The organism is Brevundimonas sp. GW456-12-10-14-LB3, from assembly GCF_059424365.1.
Genome location: NZ_JBWKZJ010000026.1, coordinates 23,456 through 42,297, shown reverse-complemented (window position 1 = coordinate 42,297; position 18,842 = coordinate 23,456). Strand labels below are relative to the sequence as shown.

14 protein-coding genes are annotated in these 18,842 nt (G+C 67.0%); 6 read left to right on the top strand and 8 right to left on the bottom strand.

Translation table 11 applies throughout. The features are described from left to right. From AC07XS_RS11235 to folD, 3 genes are all read right to left on the bottom strand, one after another. The coding region (locus AC07XS_RS11235) for a TPM domain-containing protein (RefSeq protein ID WP_182714434.1) at positions 1-760 on the bottom strand (760 nt) is incomplete at its 3' end. Positions 761-767: 7 nt separating this feature from the next. Next, positions 768-1,442, bottom strand: coding sequence for a LemA family protein (locus AC07XS_RS11230; RefSeq protein WP_054765800.1), 675 nt, complete (start codon positions 1,440-1,442; stop codon positions 768-770). A 62-nt stretch (positions 1,443-1,504) separates the two neighbouring features. Then, positions 1,505-2,428, bottom strand: coding sequence for a bifunctional methylenetetrahydrofolate dehydrogenase/methenyltetrahydrofolate cyclohydrolase FolD (gene folD / locus AC07XS_RS11225; RefSeq protein ID WP_182714435.1), 924 nt, complete (start codon positions 2,426-2,428; stop codon positions 1,505-1,507). 100 nt (positions 2,429-2,528) lie between these two features. Here folD and AC07XS_RS11220 point away from each other — a divergent pair, with 100 nt between their 5' ends. After that, positions 2,529-4,352: a PPC domain-containing protein gene (locus tag AC07XS_RS11220; protein ID WP_182714436.1), complete on the top strand. Its 1,824-nt coding sequence runs from the start codon at positions 2,529-2,531 to the stop codon at positions 4,350-4,352. 18 nt (positions 4,353-4,370) lie between these two features. On the opposite strand, the gene hutH is transcribed toward AC07XS_RS11220, so the two are convergent. The 3 genes from hutH to hutG are packed head-to-tail and all read right to left on the bottom strand — an operon-like array spanning position 4,371 to position 8,382. Next, on the bottom strand, positions 4,371-5,900 hold the full coding sequence (hutH, locus tag AC07XS_RS11215) for a histidine ammonia-lyase (protein ID WP_182714437.1): 1,530 nt from the start codon (positions 5,898-5,900) through the stop codon (positions 4,371-4,373). A 2-nt stretch (positions 5,901-5,902) separates the two neighbouring features. Then, a complete protein-coding gene (gene hutU / locus AC07XS_RS11210; protein ID WP_182714438.1) occupies positions 5,903-7,564 on the bottom strand; it encodes a urocanate hydratase in 1,662 nt (553 codons plus the stop codon). Then, the gene (gene hutG, locus AC07XS_RS11205) at positions 7,561-8,382 is read right to left on the bottom strand and encodes an N-formylglutamate deformylase (RefSeq protein ID WP_182714439.1); all 822 of its coding nucleotides are present in this window, start codon (positions 8,380-8,382) and stop codon (positions 7,561-7,563) included. The genes hutU and hutG overlap by 4 nt, the downstream gene beginning before the upstream one ends. A gap of 74 nt (positions 8,383-8,456) precedes the next feature. Here hutG and AC07XS_RS11200 point away from each other — a divergent pair, with 74 nt between their 5' ends. From AC07XS_RS11200 to AC07XS_RS11185, 4 genes are read left to right on the top strand one after another with little or no spacing between them, the layout of a single operon-like run. Further along, positions 8,457-9,833, top strand: a complete 1,377-nt coding sequence (locus tag AC07XS_RS11200) for a formimidoylglutamate deiminase (RefSeq protein WP_182714440.1) — start codon at positions 8,457-8,459, stop codon at positions 9,831-9,833. Next, on the top strand, positions 9,830-10,564 hold the full coding sequence (hutC, locus tag AC07XS_RS11195) for a histidine utilization transcriptional repressor HutC (RefSeq protein ID WP_182714441.1): 735 nt from the start codon (positions 9,830-9,832) through the stop codon (positions 10,562-10,564). The genes AC07XS_RS11200 and hutC overlap by 4 nt, the downstream gene beginning before the upstream one ends. Beyond that, positions 10,561-11,772 (top strand): imidazolonepropionase, encoded by a 1,212-nt coding sequence (hutI, locus tag AC07XS_RS11190; protein ID WP_182714442.1) that lies wholly within the window; start codon positions 10,561-10,563, stop codon positions 11,770-11,772. The genes hutC and hutI overlap by 4 nt, the downstream gene beginning before the upstream one ends. Before the next feature lie 55 nt (positions 11,773-11,827). Beyond that, a complete protein-coding gene (locus tag AC07XS_RS11185; protein WP_182714443.1) occupies positions 11,828-15,232 on the top strand; it encodes a class I SAM-dependent DNA methyltransferase in 3,405 nt (1,134 codons plus the stop codon). 8 nt (positions 15,233-15,240) lie between these two features. Here the strand turns inward: AC07XS_RS11185 and AC07XS_RS11180 are convergent, their stop codons facing one another. Together AC07XS_RS11180 and AC07XS_RS11175 are read right to left on the bottom strand one after the other, a co-directional pair. Beyond that, on the bottom strand, positions 15,241-15,618 hold the full coding sequence (locus AC07XS_RS11180; protein ID WP_182714444.1) for a response regulator: 378 nt from the start codon (positions 15,616-15,618) through the stop codon (positions 15,241-15,243). Then, positions 15,615-17,120, bottom strand: coding sequence for a sensor histidine kinase (locus AC07XS_RS11175; RefSeq protein WP_321208078.1), 1,506 nt, complete (start codon positions 17,118-17,120; stop codon positions 15,615-15,617). The genes AC07XS_RS11180 and AC07XS_RS11175 overlap by 4 nt, the downstream gene beginning before the upstream one ends. Positions 17,121-17,234: 114 nt before the next feature. Here AC07XS_RS11175 and AC07XS_RS11170 point away from each other — a divergent pair, with 114 nt between their 5' ends. After that, positions 17,235-18,824 (top strand): carboxylesterase/lipase family protein, encoded by a 1,590-nt coding sequence (locus AC07XS_RS11170; protein ID WP_494732671.1) that lies wholly within the window; start codon positions 17,235-17,237, stop codon positions 18,822-18,824. Positions 18,825-18,842: the final 18 nt, after the last annotated feature.

Below are 18,842 nucleotides of genomic sequence, written 5' to 3'. Positions count from 1 at the left end.
CCCCTCCACCGAAGCCCCCGCCGCCGCGTCCGGCGTTCTTCAAGGCCTCGGACGCGGCCCAGATCAGAATGGGCGACACGCCGTCGCGTCGATGGCGACGACCGCCGCTCGCCAGGCTGACGCCTACGATGAAAAGGCCGAAACCCATCAGGGCGATGACAATCAAGGGCACGGCGGCTCCAGCCTCGGCCTCTTCCGTCTGGGCCGCCGCCGCCCGGGCCTCCGCCTCGGCCGGATCAAGCCGAAGCTGTTCGATCAGCCCATCCACGCCGTTGACGATCCCGCCCGAATAGTCGCCCTCGCGGAACGCCGGCAGGATTCGGTTGCGAATGAGCTGGGACGAGAAGGCGTCGGTCAAGATCGGCTCCAACCCATAGCCGACCTCGATCCGGACCTTGCGTTCCGTTGGGGCCACGATCAGCAGGGCGCCGTTGTCCTGATCCTTTTGCCCGATCCCCCAGGCGCGCCCCAGTTGATAGCCGTAGTCCTCGATCTCCAGCCCATCCAGACTCGGCACCGTAACCACGACCAGCTGGTCGCTGGACTGAGCCTCCAGCGCCGCCAGCTTTTCCGTAAGGGCCTGCTCCGTCGCCGCGTCCAGAAGATCCGCCTGATCGACGACACGGCCGGAAAGGGGCGGAAAAGCCGGCTCCGCCAAGGCCGCCGACGCAACTGCCAGGGCGATGATCAAGGTCGTGAGAAGGCCCGCCAGACCGGCCGCGACCGCACGATGTTTCACTCGGGCGAGAAAACCGCTCACGAGGACGTCACTGCGCGGGCGGGGCGGATCCCGGCGTCACCGGCGCCGCCCCGCCGCCCGGTGCAGCGGCCGGCGCTCCGAGGTTGAACTCCACCTTGGGCGCCGACTGGGCTTCGGCCGTCGCGGTGAACAGCTGCATCGGCTGCGAGCCGGAATGGACCGTCTTGGCCCAGATCACATTGGGGAAGGTCCGCAGGGTGGTGTTGTAGTCCCGCACGGCCTCATTGTAGTCGCGGCGGGCGATGGTGATCCGGTTTTCCGTCCCCTCCAGCTGAGACTGCAGGGTCAGGAAGTTCTGGTTGGCCTGGAGCTGGGGATAGGCTTCGACAGAGACCAGAAGGCGCGACAGAGCGCCGGAAAGCTGCCCCTGGGCCTGCTGGTACTGCTGAAAGGCCTGGGGATTGCTGAGGTCAGCGGCCGAGACATTGACCGAAGTCGCGCGGGCGCGGGCGTTGATCACCTCCGTCAAGGTGGTGCGTTCCTGGATCGCCGCGCCCTGAACGGTGGCGACCAGATTGGGCACCAGATCCGCCCGGCGCTGATACTGGGCCTGGACGTCGGCCCAGGCGGCTTCAGCCCGTTCCTGTTTGGTCGGAATCGTATTGTAGCCGCAGGCGGACACCGCCGGAACAGCGACGAGCGTTGCGGCCAAGGCCAGAGCGCGAGCATTGGAACGAGCCATGGTTTCTCCCCTCTCGGCGATCAGCGCCGTGGCGGCGACTATCGCCCTACGGCCGCAACGCTTCAAGCGTCCAATGGCTCCGGTTCGACGCCGATGGAGCGACAGGCGGCCGAATAGGTGTTGGCCAGCAGGCAGGCGATAGTCATGGGGCCGACGCCGCCGGGAACCGGGGTGATGCGACCCGCGATCTCCACCGCTTCCTTGAAGGCGACATCGCCGACCACGCGGGTCTTGCCCTCGGCCGCCTTGACCGGATCGGCGGACGGTACGCGATTGATGCCGACGTCGATCACGGTCGCGCCCGGCTTGATCCAGTCGCCCTTGATCATCTCAGGCCGGCCGACGGCGGCCACCAGTATGTCGGCCGTGCGGCAAAGGGCGGCCAGATCGCGGGTCTTGGAATGGGCCACGGTGACGGTGCAGTTTTCAGCCAGCAGCAGCTGCGCCATCGGCTTGCCCACGATGTTCGACCGGCCCACGATGACGGCGTTCAGACCCGTCAGGTCGCCCAGCTGATCCTTCAACAGCATCAGACTGCCCAGCGGGGTGCAGGGGACCATGCCGGGCAGTCCGACCGCCAGCCGTCCCGCATTGACTACATGAAAGCCGTCGACGTCCTTGTCGGGATCAATGGCGTCCAGCACGACCGAGGAGTCGATGTGTTTCGGCAGCGGCAACTGCACCAGAATGCCGTGAATGTCGGCATCGGCGTTCAAGGTCGCGATAAGGGCGAGCAGATCTTCCTGGCTGATCGTGTCGGGCAGGCGGTGGGTGTCGGACCGCATGCCGGCGCGCAGCGTGGTCTCGCCCTTGTTGCGGACGTAGATCTGGCTGGCCGGATCTTCGCCGACGATGACGACGGCCAGGCCCGGCTTCACCCCCTCATTGGCCTCCAGGCGGGCGGCGGCGGCGGCGGCCCGGTCCACCAGGGCGGCCGCATAGGCCTTGCCGTCGATCAGTATGGCGTGCGCGGGCTCGGCCGACATGAGAGCTCCTGGGCGAGAAGGGACGGAAAGGGGATGGCGCGATTTACAGCCGTCCCCGTTCTGCGTCTATGATCGGGCGCAAACTCTTGGAGTGTTCTTCATGAAGCCCTCGCTTCTCGCCGCCGCCGGCGCCCTGGCCCTGATCTGGAGCGTCTCGCCCGCCCTGGCGCAGGAGGCTGCCAGCCTGAGGATCGGCGCGACCGTTGACGGCGCCCTGGGGGACGGCGACGCCCGGGACACCGACGGCGACTATGTCTATGACGACTATCGATTCGCCGCGCGCGCGGGCCAGCGGCTGGAGGCGGTGCTGAGATCCGACTCCTTTGACGCCTATTTGGCCCTTTACGCCGAAGGATCGGACGAGTCCTTGGCGGAAGACGACGACGGTCTGGGTGAGGGCACGGACGCGCGGCTGCGCTTTACGCCCGAAGAGGACGGAACCTATGTGCTGCGGGCGCGGACCCTGTCGGGAACGGACGGCGGGGGCTACAGCCTGTCGCTCCGCGAACGGCCCGCCCCGGCCCGAGCGCCCCGGCCCGCGCGGATCCGACTGGGCGCCGAGGAGGCCGGAGAACTGACCGATCGCGACCCCCAACAGGAGGACGGCGGCTCCTATGACGCCTACAGCTTCCGGGCGGAACAGGGCCAGAGAGTCATCATCACCCTGGACTCCGACGACTTCGATCCCTTGGTGCGGGTCGGGCGAATGGCGGGCGGCGACTTCGTCGAACTGGCTCACAATGACGACGGCCCCGATCAGGGGCTGAACTCCCGCCTCGTCTTCACGGCGTCGACGGCGGGCGACTATGTGATCCGCGCCACGGCCGTGCAGGACGGAACCGGCGCCTATACGATCGGACTGGCGCCCGCCCCTGACGCCCCGCCTGCGAAACCCCTCGCGATCGGCGATAAGGTCGAGGGCGAACTGAATGCCGACACGGGGGCCAATGACGACGGTCAACGCGCCCAGCTCTATCGCTTCAGCGCTGAGGCGGGGCAGCGGGTCGCCATTGAACTGTCGTCAAAGGATTTCGACACCTATCTGGTCCTGCGAAACGGTGTTGATGGCAGTGTGATCGCCCAGGACGACGACGGCGCAGGCGTGGGTACGAATTCGCGCCTGACGGCGACCCTCGATACGGCGGGAGACTATGTGGTCGAGGCGCGGGCCTTCAGCGGCGACGGAGAGGGACGATTCACCTTGACCGTCAGCGAAGTCGCGCCCCCGCCGCCGCCGACGCCGATACAGTTCGGCGACACGGTCGAAGGCGAGATCAAGACCGAAGATCCCCAGTCAGATGGCGGCAAACACTATCACGCCTACGCCTTCTCCGGCGCGGAGGGACAGCGTATCCAGGCGATCCTTCGATCCGGCGACTTCGACGCCTATCTGGAGGTTGGGGCCGCCGAAGGCGATTTCACCGCCTTGGCCAGCGACGACGACGGCCTGGCCCAGGGTACGGATTCGCGGCTGAACTTCACCCTGCCGAAGACCGGCGACTACGTCATCCGGGTCATGCCCCTGTCGGCGGAAGAGGACGGGCTCTACGCCCTCGAACTGACCGAGCGCGGCCCGGAGCCGGAACCCGGCAGCATCCTGGTCGGCGCCACGGCGCGCGGAACCCTGAGTTCCACCGACGCCATGACCGAAGAGGGCGCCTATTACGACGCCTATCGCTTCCAGGCCAAGAAGGACGAGAAGCTGCGCATCACCCTGGTCTCGAACGCCTTTGACGCCTTCCTGGATCTGGGCGAAGGCGGCGAAGCCTTCACCAGTCTGGCGACGGACGATGACGGGCTGTCGGACACCCACGCCAAGCTGGAATGGACCGCGCCGGAAGACGGCTGGTACGTCGTGCGCGCCCGGGCCCTGGCCCCCAATGAGACCGGCGCCTATGCGCTGGCGGTGGAACGCCAGCCCTGATCAGGGGCTGGCTCCGTCTCAGGCGGAGGGCAGCAGGTCGAGGGCGAAGGGGCGGTACCGCCCCGCCCGAACCCCGTCGGTCGCGCGGGCGATGTCGGGCGCGAAATAGTGGTCGCTGGCGTAGGGGGCGGCGGCTTCGCGGACGAGGGCGTAGACTCGTTCCAAGTCCTTGGAACTGGTGAGGGGACGGTGGAACTCCAACCCCTGGGCCGCCGCCAGCAGTTCGATCGCGACCACAGTGGCGGCGTTCTCCGCCATGTCCAACAGGCGTCGCGCGCCATGGGTCGCCATGCTGACGTGGTCTTCCTGGTTGGCGCTGGTCGGCACGGTGTCGATGCTGCACGGGTGGGCCATCATCCGGTTCTCGGCCACCAGGGCCGCAGCCGTCACCTGGGCGATCATGAAGCCGGAGTTCAGCCCGCTTTCACGAACCAGGAAGGCCGGCAGTTCGCTCATCTTCGGATCGACCAGAATGGCCGTCCGCCGCTCGGAGACATTGCCGATCTCGCACAGGGCCATTGCGATCTGGTCCGCTGCAAAAGCCACGGGTTCAGCGTGGAAGTTGCCGCCTGAAATCACATCCCCGTCATCGATGAAGACCAGAGGGTTGTCGGTCACTGCATTGGCCTCGCGTTCCAGCGCGTCGGCCGCGGTCGTCAGGACGTCAAGCACGGCGCCCATGATCTGGGGCTGGCAACGCAGGGAGTAGGGATCCTGAACCTTGGCGCAGTCGTCTCTATGGCTGTCGCGTATGGCCGAGCCCTGCATCAGCGCTCTCAGTCGGCCCGCGACGGCGATCTGGCCCGGCTGGCCGCGCAGGGCGTGGATTCGTGGATCGAACGGGGCGTCTGACCCCTTCAGGGCGTCGACGGACAGGGCGCCGGCCGCGATCCCTGCGGCGAACACCGCCTCTGCGGCGAACAGACCCGCCAAGGCCAGGGCGGTCGAGCATTGGGTGCCGTTCAGAAGCGCTAGGCCTTCCTTCGGCCCCAGAACCAGCGGCTCCAGCCCGATCTTGGCCAGGGCCGCCTGGGCGTCCAGAACCGCGCCGCCCTGACGAGCCTCGCCGACGCCGATCAGGACGCTGCTCATATGGGCGAGGGGCGCAAGGTCGCCCGAGGCGCCCACCGATCCCTTGGATGGGACACAGGGCAGGATGTCCGCCTCGACCAGGGCGATAAGGGCCTCCAGCGTCTGGCGGCGAACGCCCGAGGCGCCGCGGGCCAGGCTGGCGATCTTCAGCACCATCATCAGCCGCGTCACTGGGTCGGGCAGGAGAGGGCCGACGCCGCAGGCATGGCTCAGCACCAGATTGCGTTGCAGGGTCTCAAGATCCTGAGGCGCGATGGAGGTGTTGGCCAGGAGACCGAAGCCGGTGTTGATCCCATAGACCGTTCGCCCTTCAGCGACGATGGCGGCCACCGTCTCGGCGCCGCGCTCCACGTCGGACCAAGCCTGGGGCGTCAGGGCGACCGTCACCGGCCCCTCCAGGACGGCGCGCAACTGGGGCAAGGTCAGGCGCGCAGCGCCGATGATCAGTTCTGTCATGATCAAGCCTCGAGACTGGGAAGATTCAGACCGTGCGCCCGCGCCGCCGCACGGGCGACCTCGTAACCGGCGTCCGCATGGCGCATGACGCCTGTCGCGGGGTCGTTCCACAGGACCCGCTCAAGCCGGCGGGCCGCCTCCGGCGTGCCGTCGGCGACGATGACCACGCCGGAATGCTGCGAATAGCCCATGCCGACCCCGCCGCCGTGATGCAGCGACACCCAGCTGGCGCCGGAGGCCGTGTTCAGAAGGGCGTTCAGCAGGGGCCAGTCCGATACGGCGTCGGACCCGTCCGCCATGGCCTCAGTCTCGCGGTTGGGACTGGCGACGGAGCCGGAATCCAGATGATCCCGCCCAATCACGATCGGCCCCGACAACTCGCCCGAGGCGACCATGTCGTTGAACATCAGCCCCGCGCGATGACGATCGCCTAGTCCGATCCAGCAAATTCGGGCCGGAAGGCCCTGAAAGGCGATCCTTTCCTGCGCCATGTCCAGCCAGCGATGCAGGCCCGCATTGTCGGGAAACAGCCGTTTCATCGCCGCATCGGTCTTGCGGATGTCCTCCGGATCGCCGGTCAGGGCCGCCCAGCGGAACGGCCCCACCCCCCGACAGAACAGGGGGCGGATATAGGCGGGCACGAAGCCGGGAAAGTCGAACGCGCGCGCCACGCCCTGATCCAGGGCGAGCTGACGGATGTTGTTGCCGTAATCGACCACGGGCGCGCCGGACGCCTGGAAATCAAGCATGGCCTGGACATGGCGGGCGATGGAGGCGGCGGCGGCTGAAGAGACGGCGCCGGGATCGGACTGGCGACGGTCCTCCCATTCCGCCACGGACCAGCCGGAGGGCAGATAGCCGTTCACCAGATCGTGGGCGCTGGTCTGATCCGTCACCAGATCGGGCTTCACCCCGCGCTTGACAAGTTCAGGCAGAAGGTCCGCCGCATTGCCCAACAGGCCAACCGAGATAGGTTTTTTGCTGATCTTGGCCTGCTCGATCAGGTCGAGCGCCTCGTCCAGGCTTTCCGACATGACGTCGAGATAGCGGGTCTTCAGCCGCATCTCGATCCGGCTGCGCTGGCATTCGACGGCCAGACAGGAGGCTCCCGCCATTGTGGCCGCCAGCGGCTGCGCCCCGCCCATTCCGCCCAGGCCCGACGTCAGGATCCATCGCCCGGACCAGTCGCCGCCGTAATGCTGGCGACCGGCCTCCATGAAGGTCTCATAGGTGCCCTGAACAATGCCCTGGGTGCCGATGTAGATCCATGACCCTGCGGTCATTTGTCCATACATCATAAGCCCTTTACGGTCGAGTTCTGAGAAATGATCCCATGTCGCCCACTTCGGCACGAGGTTGGAGTTGGCGATCAGCACGCGTGGCGCATCCGCATGGGTGCGGAACACGCCCACCGGCTTGCCCGACTGGACCAGAAGCGTCTCATCGGGGGCCAGATCGGTCAGAGTTTGGACGATCCGGTCGAAGGCCGGCCAATCCCGCGCCGCCTTGCCGATCCCGCCATAAACCACCAAATCCTGCGGTCGTTCAGCGACTTCCGGGTCGAGATTGTTCATCAACATCCGGATTGCGGCCTCGGCGGCCCAGGTCTTGGCGGTCCTTTCGGGACCGCGCGGGCTGCGGATCACGCGCATATTGGTCTTCATGTCCGGCTCTCGGCGAAGGTGATGCAGGCGTTCAGGACGCGGCGCAGATGACGGCGCATCGTCTCGGCCCGCTCCGGCTCATAGGGAGTAGGCCAGTTTTCGGGCGTCAGAGCCTCGGCCGGTTCGCGCATATAGCCTCGGTCCGCCAGCTCCATCTGGATGGCGTGCACGCCGGCTTGGGGGCGGCCGTAGCGGCGCGTGGTCCAACCGCCCTTGAACCGCCCATTGACGACCAGACTGTCCCCGCTGACGGCGCAGGCGGCCTCGACCGCCTGGGTCAGCCGCGGCGCACAGGTGGCGCCGTCATTGTCGCCGATGTTGAACTGGGGCAGTTCGCCGGCGAACAGCCGGGGCGCCACCGATCGGATCGAGTGGGCGTCATAGACGACCAGGGGGCCCTTCGCCTGCAACCGGTCGATCTGGGCCTGAAGCGCCGCATGATAGGGATCGAACCAGGCCGCCCGCCTTTCCTCGATCTCGGCAGCGTCGGGCGCCTGGCCGGGCCGGTAAAGGGGCTCGCCGTCGAAGGTTTCGAGCGGACAAAGGCCGGTCGTGATCTGGCCCGGATAGAGGGATGCGCCGGACGGGTCGCGGTTCACGTCGATCACACTGCGCGACAGGGCGGTGCAAACCGTGGTCGCGCCCATGTCCCGGGCGAAGTCGTAAAGCCGATCCACCCACCAGTCGGCGTCCTTGCGCGCCAGCCAGGGCGAGTTCATCCGCGCCTCGATCGCTTCAGGAATGGTCGTTCCCGTGTGGGGCAGGCCGATGATCAGGGGGGCGGCGCCCTCGTGCACGGTCAGCCAGTCGAACGTCATCTCGACCTCCCTCGCCAAATCGGATCGTCGTGGTATGTCTAGACATATTGATCGCAACCCGATGGACCTGTCCAGTGACGCCCGAGCCCGCGCCCGTCGATCTGTCGCTCTGGTTCGAGGCGGCCCTGCTGCCCCAAGGCTGGGCGCGCGGCGTGAGGGTCGGGATCCGGGCGGGACGCATCTCTACGCTGGAAGCGGATGTCTTACGGTCGCCGCAAGACCAGGGCGGCGGCGTGGCCCTGCCGGGCGTCGCCAATCTGCACAGCCACGCCTTTCAGCGCGCCATGGCCGGTTTGACCGAGGCGCGGGGGCCGACCGATGACGACTTCTGGACGTGGCGGCGTCTGATGTACCGGTTTCTGGATCGGGGCGGCCCTGACGAGATCGAGGCCATCACGGCCCTGGCCTTCGCCGAAATGCTGGAGGGCGGCTTCACCCGGGTGGCGGAGTTCCACTACCTCCACAACGACCCGACCGGCGCGCCTTACGACGACCGGGCGGAGATTGCGACCCGGATCGCGGCGGCGGCCGAGGCGACGGGCATCGGCCTGACCCTGCTGCCGGTCTTTTACGCCCATTCCGGCTTCGGCGGCCTGGCGCCGACCGAAGGTCAGAGACGGTTCATCACCGACCTCGACGGCTATGCGGCCCTTGTCGCCGATTGCCGCGCCCTGACCGCCGGACTGGCGGACGCCAGGGTGGGGGTGGCGCCTCACAGCCTGCGCGCCGTCACGCCGGAACAGTTGCAGGCGCTGCTTGCCATGGCCGGACAGGGGCCGATCCATATACATGTGGCGGAACAGACCAAGGAGGTTGAGGACTGTCTGGCCTGGTCCGGGGCGCGCCCCGTGGAATGGCTGTTGGCTAACGCTCCGGTCGATCCACGCTGGTGCCTGATCCACGCCACCCATGTGGCGGAGACCGAATGGCGGGGAGTCGCCGCGCGCGGGAGCGTGGTCGGCCTGTGTCCGATCACAGAGGCCAATCTGGGCGACGGAATCTTCCCGGCGGCGGCCTATCACCGCGCCGACGGCCGTTTCGGGGTGGGCACGGATTCCAATGTGCAGATCGGCCTGGCTGACGAACTGCGGATGCTGGAATACAGCCAGCGGCTGGCCCTCAGAGGCCGGGCCGTCATGGCTGACCCCGATCGTTCGACCGGACGGTTTCTGTTTGATCAGGCCCTGGCCGGGGGCGCTCAGGCGACCGGCGTGTCCAGCGGGTTGAGCCTGGACGCCGCAGCGGACATCGTCGCCCTTGACGGTGGCCACATCAGTTTGGAGGGCCGGTTCGGAGACGCGGTGCTGGACAGCTGGATTTTCGGGGCGCCCAGAGGGGGCGTCGCCTCGGTCTGGCGCGCGGGACGGCTGGTGGTCCGGCAGGGGCGCCATGTCGCGCGCGACGCCATTGAGGCGCGCTATCGCCAGGCCTTGAAGGCGGTGCTGGCGTGAGCGCGGGGCCGCTGCATCGCCGCATCTATTCCGATCTGGAGGATCGCATCCTTTCGGGCGCCCTCGCGCCGGGGCGGCGGCTGCCGTTCGAACATGAGCTCATGCAGGACTACGGCTGTTCGCGGGCGACCGTGTCCAAAGCCCTGTCGGAACTGGCGGCCCGAGGCTTGGTGGTGCGCCGACGCCGCGCCGGCACCTTTGTGGCCCAGCCCAAGGCCCACGCCGCCTTCCTGGCCATCCCCGATCTCAGGGCCGAGGTGACGGAGCGGGGACAGGTCTACGGCTATCGGCTTCTGACGCAGATCGAGCGCGGGCCGACGGACGCTGCCGAAGCGGAACTTGCAGCCGGCGCGCGCCTTTTGGACCTGACCTGTCTTCACAGCGCCGATTCAATTCCCCTGGCCCTCGAGCGGCGACTGATCGGGCTGAAGGCTGCGCCCCAGGCGATCGCCGTCGATTTTAAACGGGTTTCGCCCGGAAGCTGGCTCCTGGAATCAGAACCCTGGACCGAGGCTGAAAATCGCATCGGCGCGATGGGGGCGGACGCCCAATCGGCGCGCCTCCTGCAGATCAAGAGGGGCGCCGCCTGCCTTTGCGTGGAACGACGGACCTGGCGCGACGGTTTGGGCGTGACCCAGGTGCGCCAGATCTTTCCGGGCGACCGCTATGATCTGGTCGCGCTTTTTTCCTCCGCCCGTTCCGGCGGCCGCGGCGGGGAGCCCAGACGATGAAGATCGACCTGCTTCTGACCGACTGCCACGCCGCAACCCTGTCCGAAGGCGAGGGGGGCTATGGGGTGATCGAGGACGCCGCTGTGGCGGCGGCGGACGGACGCATCGTCTGGATCGGACATCGGGCGGACCTGCCGACTGTCTCGGCCCGCAGGACGGAGCGGCTCGACGGGCGCTGGATCACGCCCGGCCTGATCGACTGCCATACCCATCTGATCTTCGGCGGCGATCGAGCGGCCGAGTTCGAACAGAGGCTGGGCGGCGCGACCTATGAGGCGATCGCACGGGCCGGCGGAGGGATTCTGTCTTCGGTCCGGGCCACCCGCGCGGCGTCGGAAGCCGAACTGTTCGCCTCGGCCATGGAACGGCTGGAGGGGCTGAAGGCGACGGGGGTCACCACCGTAGAGATCAAGTCCGGCTATGGTCTGGACCGAGACAGCGAGTTGAAGATGCTGCGCGTCGCCCGCCGCATCGGTCGAGAGGGCGGGGTGCGGGTTCGCACGACCTATCTGGGTCTGCACGCCACGCCGCCGGAGCATCGCGCGAACCCCGAAGCCTATGTCGATGAGGCCGTCGAAAACATACTGCCTGCCGCCCACGCCGAGGGACTGGTCGATGCGGTGGACGCCTATTGCGAGCCGATCGCCTTTTCCCCCGATCAGGTGTCGCGCCTGTTCGACAAGGCGAGAGGGCTGGGTCTGCCGGTCAAACTGCATGCGGACCAGTTGTCCGACAGCGGCGGGGCGGCCTTGGCGGCGCGTTACGGCGCCCTGTCCGCCGATCATATCGAATATGCGACCCAGGCCGGGGTGGCGGCCATGGCCCAGGCGGGGGTCGTCGCGGTGCTGCTGCCGGGCGCCTTTCTGATGCTGCGCGAGACCCGGATTCCGCCGATCGACGCCTTGCGCCGTCACGGCGTCCGAATGGCGGTGGCTACAGATTGCAATCCGGGAACCTCTCCGCTCGCCTCCATGACGGCGGCGATGAATCTGGCCTGCGTTCAGTTTCGACTGACTCCCCAGGAATCTTTGGCTGCGGCGACGCGAGAGGCGGCCCACGCCCTGGGTCTCGGCGCCGACCTGGGGCGGTTGGAGGTCGGTCTCAGGGCCGATCTGGCTGCCTGGGACATCCAAAATCCCGCAGAACTGGCCTATTGGCTGGGCAAGCCTGTGCTGCACGCCCGCTGGCTGGACGGCGTGCGCTCTTAGGTTGCGGGAGCGCGAAATTTAACTATAGGTTGCTTCCGTAGCCGGGGAGCAATCTGTGGATGTCGACGCCTTTATCGCGCATTGGGCCCATGCCCCGATCGGGGAACGGTCGCATTATCAGACCTTCATCATTCAGCTGTGCCGTCTGATCGGGGTCCCGGCGCCCGACGACGAGCGAACCGGCGACCTGGACTATTGTTTCGAGCGGCCGGTCCGCTTCCGGCATGACGACGGCCGCGCGACCCAGGGCTGGATCGACTGCGCCAAGCGCGGCTGTTTCGTGCTGGAGGCCAAACAGTCGTCGAAGCGGCGCGACGGCGGCCCCCTTGATCCGGCGGTCCAACTGTCGCTTTTCCTCAAACACAGCGCCAGACCCCGCGCGCCTTCGCCTGAGGCGGTGGATCGCCTGATGCGCGCGGCGAAGCGCCAGGCTGAGAACTACGCCAAGGCGCTGGATGAATGGCCGCCCTTTCTGATCATCGTCGACGTGGGCCGGTGCATCGAGGTCTGGTCGGATTTCGATCGTCAGGGGAAGGCCTATATTCCTTACCCGGATCGCGCCACCTACCGCATCGAGCTGGAGCATCTTCGCGCGCCCGAGGTCCGCGACAGGCTGCGCCGGATCTGGCTCGACCCCCTGTCCTTGGATCCCGCCGCTGCGGTCGCAGAGGCGACGACGGACATCGCCCGACGTCTGGCCTGGCTTGTGCGCTCGATTGGCCAGAGGCGATCGACGGCGGGCGAAGACCGGGTTCAGCGGGCGGCGCGCGCCAACCAGACCGCCCTCTTCGTGATGCAGTGCATCTTCGCCATGTTCGCCGACAGCGTCGGCCTGATCGAGGAGCGGGGTTTTCTGCGGTTTCTCGAAGCCTATCGGGGCAAGGCGGATCGGTTCCACGAAGGGGCGCGGGTCTTCTTCGGCCTTATGGACCAGGGCGGGCATTGTCTGGCGATTCAGCAGCGTCTTCGCCGCTTCAACGGCGGCCTGTTCCGCTCCGCCGTCCCCTTGCCGATCACGGAAGAGGAGCTTGAGGCCCTGATCGCGGCGGCCCGGTGCGACTGGGCCCTGGTCGAGCCGGCCATCTTCGGCGCCCTTTTGGAACAGGCCCTGGATCCGCAAGAGCGCGCGGAACTGGGGGCGCACTACACCCCAAGGGCCTATGTCGAACGCCTGATCGAGCCGACCATCATGGAGCCCCTGAGAGCGGACTGGGAGGCGGTCGAGGCCCAGGCCCTGGGGCTCTATCTCGAAGGCGACGTCCAGGGCGCAAGGCGGATGATCCGCGCCTTTCATGATCAGCTTTGCCGGGTGCGGGTTCTGGACCCGGCCTGCGGGACGGGGAACTTTCTCTATGTCGCCATGCATATGATGAAGGCGCTTGAGGGAGAGGTTCTGGGCGTTCTGGCGGAAATGGGGGAGAAGCAGGGCCGCCTGGGTCTGGACGGCCATGTCGTCAGTCCCGAACAATTCCATGGGCTGGAAAAGAACGCCTACGCCGCCTGGATCGCCGAGATGGTGATGTGGATCGGCCATCTGCAATGGCATTTCCGCCTGTTCGGCGACGCCGCCCCTTCTGAACCGATTTTGAAGGATTTCCGCCGGGTCGTGCATGTCGACGCCCTGGTCAGTTGTTCGCGGATCGCTGGGGGGCTGGGCGAAACGGGCGGGGATCGTGCGGTCGAACACTATGTCGATCCACGGCCGACGCCCTGGCCGGAGGCGCATTTCATCATCGGCAATCCGCCGTTCATGGGCGGCAAGGATCTGCGTGCGGCCTTCGGCGACGGCTATGTGGCCGCCCTGGACCAGGTGCGCGGCGGTCGGTTTCGCTCCGCCGATCTGGTCACCGTCTGGTGGGATCGCGCGGCCGAGATTCTGACCCGGCCGGGCTCAATCCTGCGCCGCTTCGGCTTCATCACCACCAATTCCGTCACCCAGACCTTTTCGCGCCGTGTCATCGCGCATCATCTCAACCGCCGCCCGGCGGTTCGATTGGTATTCGCCATCCCTGACCATCCGTGGGTCGTCGGCGTCGGCCGCGCCGACGTCCGCATCGCCATGTCGGTGGCGGAAAGGGGGGAGGCGGACGGCCAGGGCCGGTGGCTGGGCGTGACCGACGAGGCCGACCTCGACACCGATCTTCCCCGTCTGACCTTTCAGGAAAGGCGAGGGGTCATCGGCGCGGACCTGATGATCGACCAGGGGCTGGGCCGGGCGGTCGATCTGAGGTCCAATGCGCACCTGGCCTATCGCGGCGTCCAGCTGATGGGCGCCGGATTCCTGGTGACGCCGGAGCAGGGACGCGCCCTGCTGGCCGGTTCAGAGGTCGGAGCGCCGTCGCCGATCCGCGCCTATCGGAATGGTCGCGACCTGGCGGATCGCAGCCGCAATCTTGAGGTGATCGACCTGTTCGGGTGGGACGAGGCCGACGTGCGGCGTCGCCATCCTCTGATCTATCAGCATCTGCTTGAGACGGTGAAGCCCGAGCGGGAGCGCAACAACCGCGCCGCCTACAGGGACAGCTGGTGGCTCTTCGGCGAGCCGCGCCGCGAGCTTCGCGCGGCCCTGACGGGTCTTGATCGCTACATCGTCACGGTCGAGACCGCCAAACACCGCTGGTTCCGCTTTCTGGACAAGGACGTCCTGCCCGACAACAAGCTCGTCGTCATCGCCAGTGACGATCCGGCCGTGCTGGCGGTGCTGTCGTCCCGCGTCCATCGGGCCTGGTTCGCCGCGAACGGTGGAAGGATCGGCGAGTATCAGCGCGAGGCCGTCTATGTGAAAGGCGTCTGTTTCGACCGCTTTCCCTTTCCCGAACTGGACCCGGCCCAGGCGGCTGAACTGGCGGCCCTGGGGGAGGAGTTGGACCAGACACGGGCGCGCGTCCTGGCTGAGAATCCCGACCTAACCATGACGGCGCTTTATAATGCGATGACCCGCGCGGCCGATCCCCGGCCACTCGACGCGTCCGAACGGGACAGACATGAGCGCGGCCGCATCGGCATCCTCGATCATCTTCATCGCCGGCTGGATGAGCGGGTGACCAAGGCCTACGGCTGGCCGGCCGATGCGGATGAGGCGACGATCGTCTCGGGACTGACGCAGCTGAATCCAAGGAGGGCGGAGGAGGAGACCCAGGGAAGGGTGCGCTTCGTCCGTCCCGCCTATCAGAGCGGCAAGGTACGGATCATCGCGCCCCAGCCCGTCCAGACCGAGGCGGTCCTGGTATCGCCGCCCAGCCGGCCGCAGCTTCCGGAGGAGCCGGGCCCCTTGGCCTCAGCCCTGCTGTTCCGTCTGAGACGCGCCGGCGTCCCCATGCAGCCTGAGCATCTGGCGGCGGCGTTTGAAGGCGGCGGACGGCGTAAGACCCGCACGATCGAACATACGCTGGCGGTCTTGGCCGTTTCAGGGGCGGTTCAACATTCGGAGACAGGCTGGTTCGCCCCCCATCGAGCTTGAAACCCGAATCAGACCTCGGCCACGCCCATAGCCTTCAGCAAGGCGTCGCGCACCGCCGCCTCTGTGAAGGGCTTCTGGATGGTCGGCGACCCGCGCCATTCGTCCGGCAGACCGCCTTCGCCATAGCCGGTCGAGAAGACGAAGGGCACGCCGCGGGCTTTCAGGGCCTCCGCTACGGGAAAGACCTGCCGGCCGGCGACATTGACGTCCAACAGGGCTGCGTCCAGCTCGACCGTGTCGCGGGCCAGGGTCTCGCCCTCGTCGATATTGGACGCGGGACCGATGGGCACGCACTCCATGTCCTCCAGAATGGTCTCGAGCAACATGGCGACGAGGGACTCGTCCTCCACAACCAAGACACGGCGTCCACTCAGCGGCTGGTTCATAGGGGTGTCCTGTCGAGGGGAACCATGAGTTCCGCAATCAATCCGTCTTTGCCGTAAACCAGATCGATCTCACCCGCCAGATCGTGGCGAATGTTTCGTTCAATCAATCGGCTACCAAAGCCCCTTGTGTCCGGTGGCGCAACTTTTGGCCCGTCCAACTCTCGCCAGGTCAGCTTTAGTTTCGGCGCGGTATGATCCGCCAAGCCCCAATCGACCAGAACCCGTCCGTCGGGCGTGGACAGGGCGCCGTATTTGCCGGCGTTCGTCGCCAGCTCATGGAAGATCATGCCCAGAGACAGGGCTGTAGCCGGCGCCAGGGCGACGGCGGGACCGTTCAGGTGGAAGCGCGTCGGACCGAACGCTTCGGTCTCGTGTTCCAGAATGGCGCGCAGATCGGCGCCCTCCCAATGGGTCCGCGTCAGAAGATCATGGGTGTGGGAGAGTGCCAGGATTCGCGCCTGGAAGGCCTGGGCGAAGGTGGAGGGGTCGCGGTGGGACCGCGCCGTCTGGATCGCGATGGACTGGACCGTCGCCAGGGTGTTCTTCACCCTGTGGTTCAGTTCGTCGATCATCGACTTCTGACGGCGGGCGGCCAGGACGTTCTCGGTCACGTCGTGACCCTGTACGAAGATGCCGACCACCTGGCCGGCCTCGTCGCGAATGGGCTGATAGATGAAGTCGAGATAGTGGTTTTCCAGCGGCGCTCCCGGCCGCCGCTGAAGTTGCGCCAGGCTTTCGCGCCCCTCATAGGCTTCGCCTGTAGCGAAGACGGAATCGAGAAACTCGTAATAGCCTTGGCCGGCCAGCTCAGGCAGCGCCTCTCGGATCGGCTTGCCGGCGATGTCGCGGTGGCCGATCAACTGCCCGTAGGCGGCGTTGTACATCTGAAAACAGTGGTCCGGGCCCGACAGAATGGCGACGAAGCCCGGCGCCTGCATGAACATCTCGACCAGGCGGTTGCGTTCCTTCTCCAGGCGACGGTTGTCCTCCTGCACCGACTGGGCGCGCCGCAGAACGGAACCGCCGACGATGGCATCGAGGGCCGTGGTCGGTTCGTCGCGCGGGGCGGCCGGGAACAGGTCCGTGATATCCATCGTGTGCTGAAGCAGAAGTACGACCTCGCCCTCGGCGTTGAGCAGCGGCGTATGGGTGGCGCTCCAGATCCGCTCCTCGAACACCTCCCGGCGATCATCCAGGCGTCGTGGGAGCGAATAGCGGACGAGGGCCAGATGGTCGCGCTGTCGGGTGTCGCGCGCCTTTTCAAGTGAGGCCCTGACCTGCCGGACGTTTTCGGGCGCCTCCTGCCCCGGTCCGGAATCGAAAGCCTGAAACAGCGGCCGACCCAGGAGATCGGGCCTATGCGAACGGGTGACGTCCAGATAGGCCTGATTGACGTCGAAGATCCGCAAATCCGGGGTGAGCAACAGATAGGGATTGGGCGAAGCCGCAAACGCGGTCGCCAAATCGGCGATCGACGCGCCCTGTGTCAGAAGTTCAGTCAAGCCACGCCCCAGTCGAACCGGGCCTAAACGCCCACCTGACGAAAAGGTTCACGCCAACACAAATCATTTTCGGATCGTCATTGGCCCGTCGAGGGAATTTGCTAAGGACGGGACATGACAATCGCCGGCGCCTTGGCCACCCTCTCCCTGATGATCGCTCAACCCACAGACCGGCCCGCCGACGATCCGCCTCTGGTGCGGATCGATCAGGGCGAGCTGACAGGTGTGGCGGAGGGGGAAGTCGCCGCCTTCAAGAACATTCCCTACGCCGCCCCGCCGGTCGCAGAGATGCGGTGGCGGCCGCCCGGGACGGCCCCGCGATGGGAAGGCCGTCGCGACGCTTCCACCTATGGCCCCATCTGCATTCAGGCCACGCCGCAGGGCGACCCCGGCGTCGGCCCCCTGCCGATGAGCGAGGACTGCCTGAACCTGAACGTCTGGCGCCCCCTCGATACGTCCGCGCCGGCGCCGGTGATGGTGTGGATCCATGGCGGCGGACTGGTGAACGGCTCGGGCACGGCCGCGCTCTATGACGGGTCGCACCTGGCGCGTCAGGGCATGGTGGTGGTCACGCTCAACTATCGCCTGGGACGGCTGGGGTTCTTTGATCACCCCGCCCTGGCGGCCGAACGGCCGGCCGATGAGCCGGCGGGCAACTATGGCGTCATGGACGTCATCGCCGCCCTGAAGTGGGTAAAGGCCAATATCGCCGCCTTCGGCGGCGACCCCGACAACGTCACCATATTCGGGGAATCCGCCGGCGGCGCCATGGTGACCCGCCTGATGATCTCGCCTCCGGCGCGTGATCTGTTCGCCCGGGCCGTCGTTCAGTCCGGACTGGGTCGTGAGTTGCAGACGCCCCTGGATCGACGCGGCGCCTTTGACCTGCCGTCCGCCCCCGAACGGGGCGAGGTTTGGGCGCACGGCCACAATCTGATGACGGCGGCTGATCTGCGGTCGGCGCCGGTCGAACTGCTGCTGACGCCTGCGCCCGTCTTCGCCAACGGCGACCTGACTCTGATCGACGGCAGGATCGTGCCTTCGACCGTCGAGGCGGCCTTCCGCGCCGGGCGGCAGTCGCCGGCGCCCTTGATCATCGGGACCAACAGCGCCGAATTCTGGTGGATGAAGCCCACCGACCGAAACGGCTACGGCATGATCGACGACGACATGACCTGGCTGGAACGTGCCCAGATCATCCAGGCCTATGGCGGAGAGGCCGGGTTTGACCGCGGTTTCATCACCGACGCCGTATTCTCCGAACCCGCACGGCTGCTGGCGCGGCTGCACGCCGCCGCAGGACGACCCGCCTATCTCTATCGGTTCGACATTTCCTCGCCGGACAATCCCGAACCGCACGGCGGCGCCACCCATGCGATCGAGCGGCCCTATGTCTTTGGAACGCTGTCGCTTCTGCCCTATCCGGTGCGGCCGGTGGATCAGGTCGCCTCCCAGGCCATGATGGGCTACTGGACCAGCTTCGCCCGCTCCGGCGATCCGAACGGAGTGGGCCGGCCCGACTGGCCGATGGCGGCCGGAACGGGGAATCCGACGTTGCTGCTGCTTCGGAACGACGGTCCCGTCGCCGTTCCGACCCCGGACGCGGGGCGTCTGGACCTGATCGAACAGTTCCGTGAGCGCCCGCGCGGGCGTCCTCGTGCGCTTCGGCCGGATGAAGATGCGGCTAGGCCCTATCAACACTGAGGGCCCGGCCTGAATTGC

What these genes read in the sequence shown, in the direction of transcription:
- AC07XS_RS11230 (WP_054765800.1), bottom strand. Translation starts at nt 1,442, where the DNA reads ATGGCTCGTTCCAATGCTCGCGCTCTGGCCTTGGCCGCAACGCTCGTC.
- folD (WP_182714435.1), bottom strand. Translation starts at nt 2,428, where the DNA reads ATGTCGGCCGAGCCCGCGCACGCCATACTGATCGACGGCAAGGCCTAT.
- AC07XS_RS11220 (WP_182714436.1), top strand. Translation starts at nt 2,529, where the DNA reads ATGAAGCCCTCGCTTCTCGCCGCCGCCGGCGCCCTGGCCCTGATCTGG.
- hutH (WP_182714437.1), bottom strand. Translation starts at nt 5,900, where the DNA reads ATGACAGAACTGATCATCGGCGCTGCGCGCCTGACCTTGCCCCAGTTG.
- hutU (WP_182714438.1), bottom strand. Translation starts at nt 7,564, where the DNA reads ATGAAGACCAATATGCGCGTGATCCGCAGCCCGCGCGGTCCCGAAAGG.
- hutG (WP_182714439.1), bottom strand. Translation starts at nt 8,382, where the DNA reads ATGACGTTCGACTGGCTGACCGTGCACGAGGGCGCCGCCCCCCTGATC.
- hutI (WP_182714442.1), top strand. Translation starts at nt 10,561, where the DNA reads ATGAAGATCGACCTGCTTCTGACCGACTGCCACGCCGCAACCCTGTCC.
- AC07XS_RS11180 (WP_182714444.1), bottom strand. Translation starts at nt 15,618, where the DNA reads ATGAACCAGCCGCTGAGTGGACGCCGTGTCTTGGTTGTGGAGGACGAG.
- AC07XS_RS11170 (WP_494732671.1), top strand. Translation starts at nt 17,235, where the DNA reads ATGACAATCGCCGGCGCCTTGGCCACCCTCTCCCTGATGATCGCTCAA.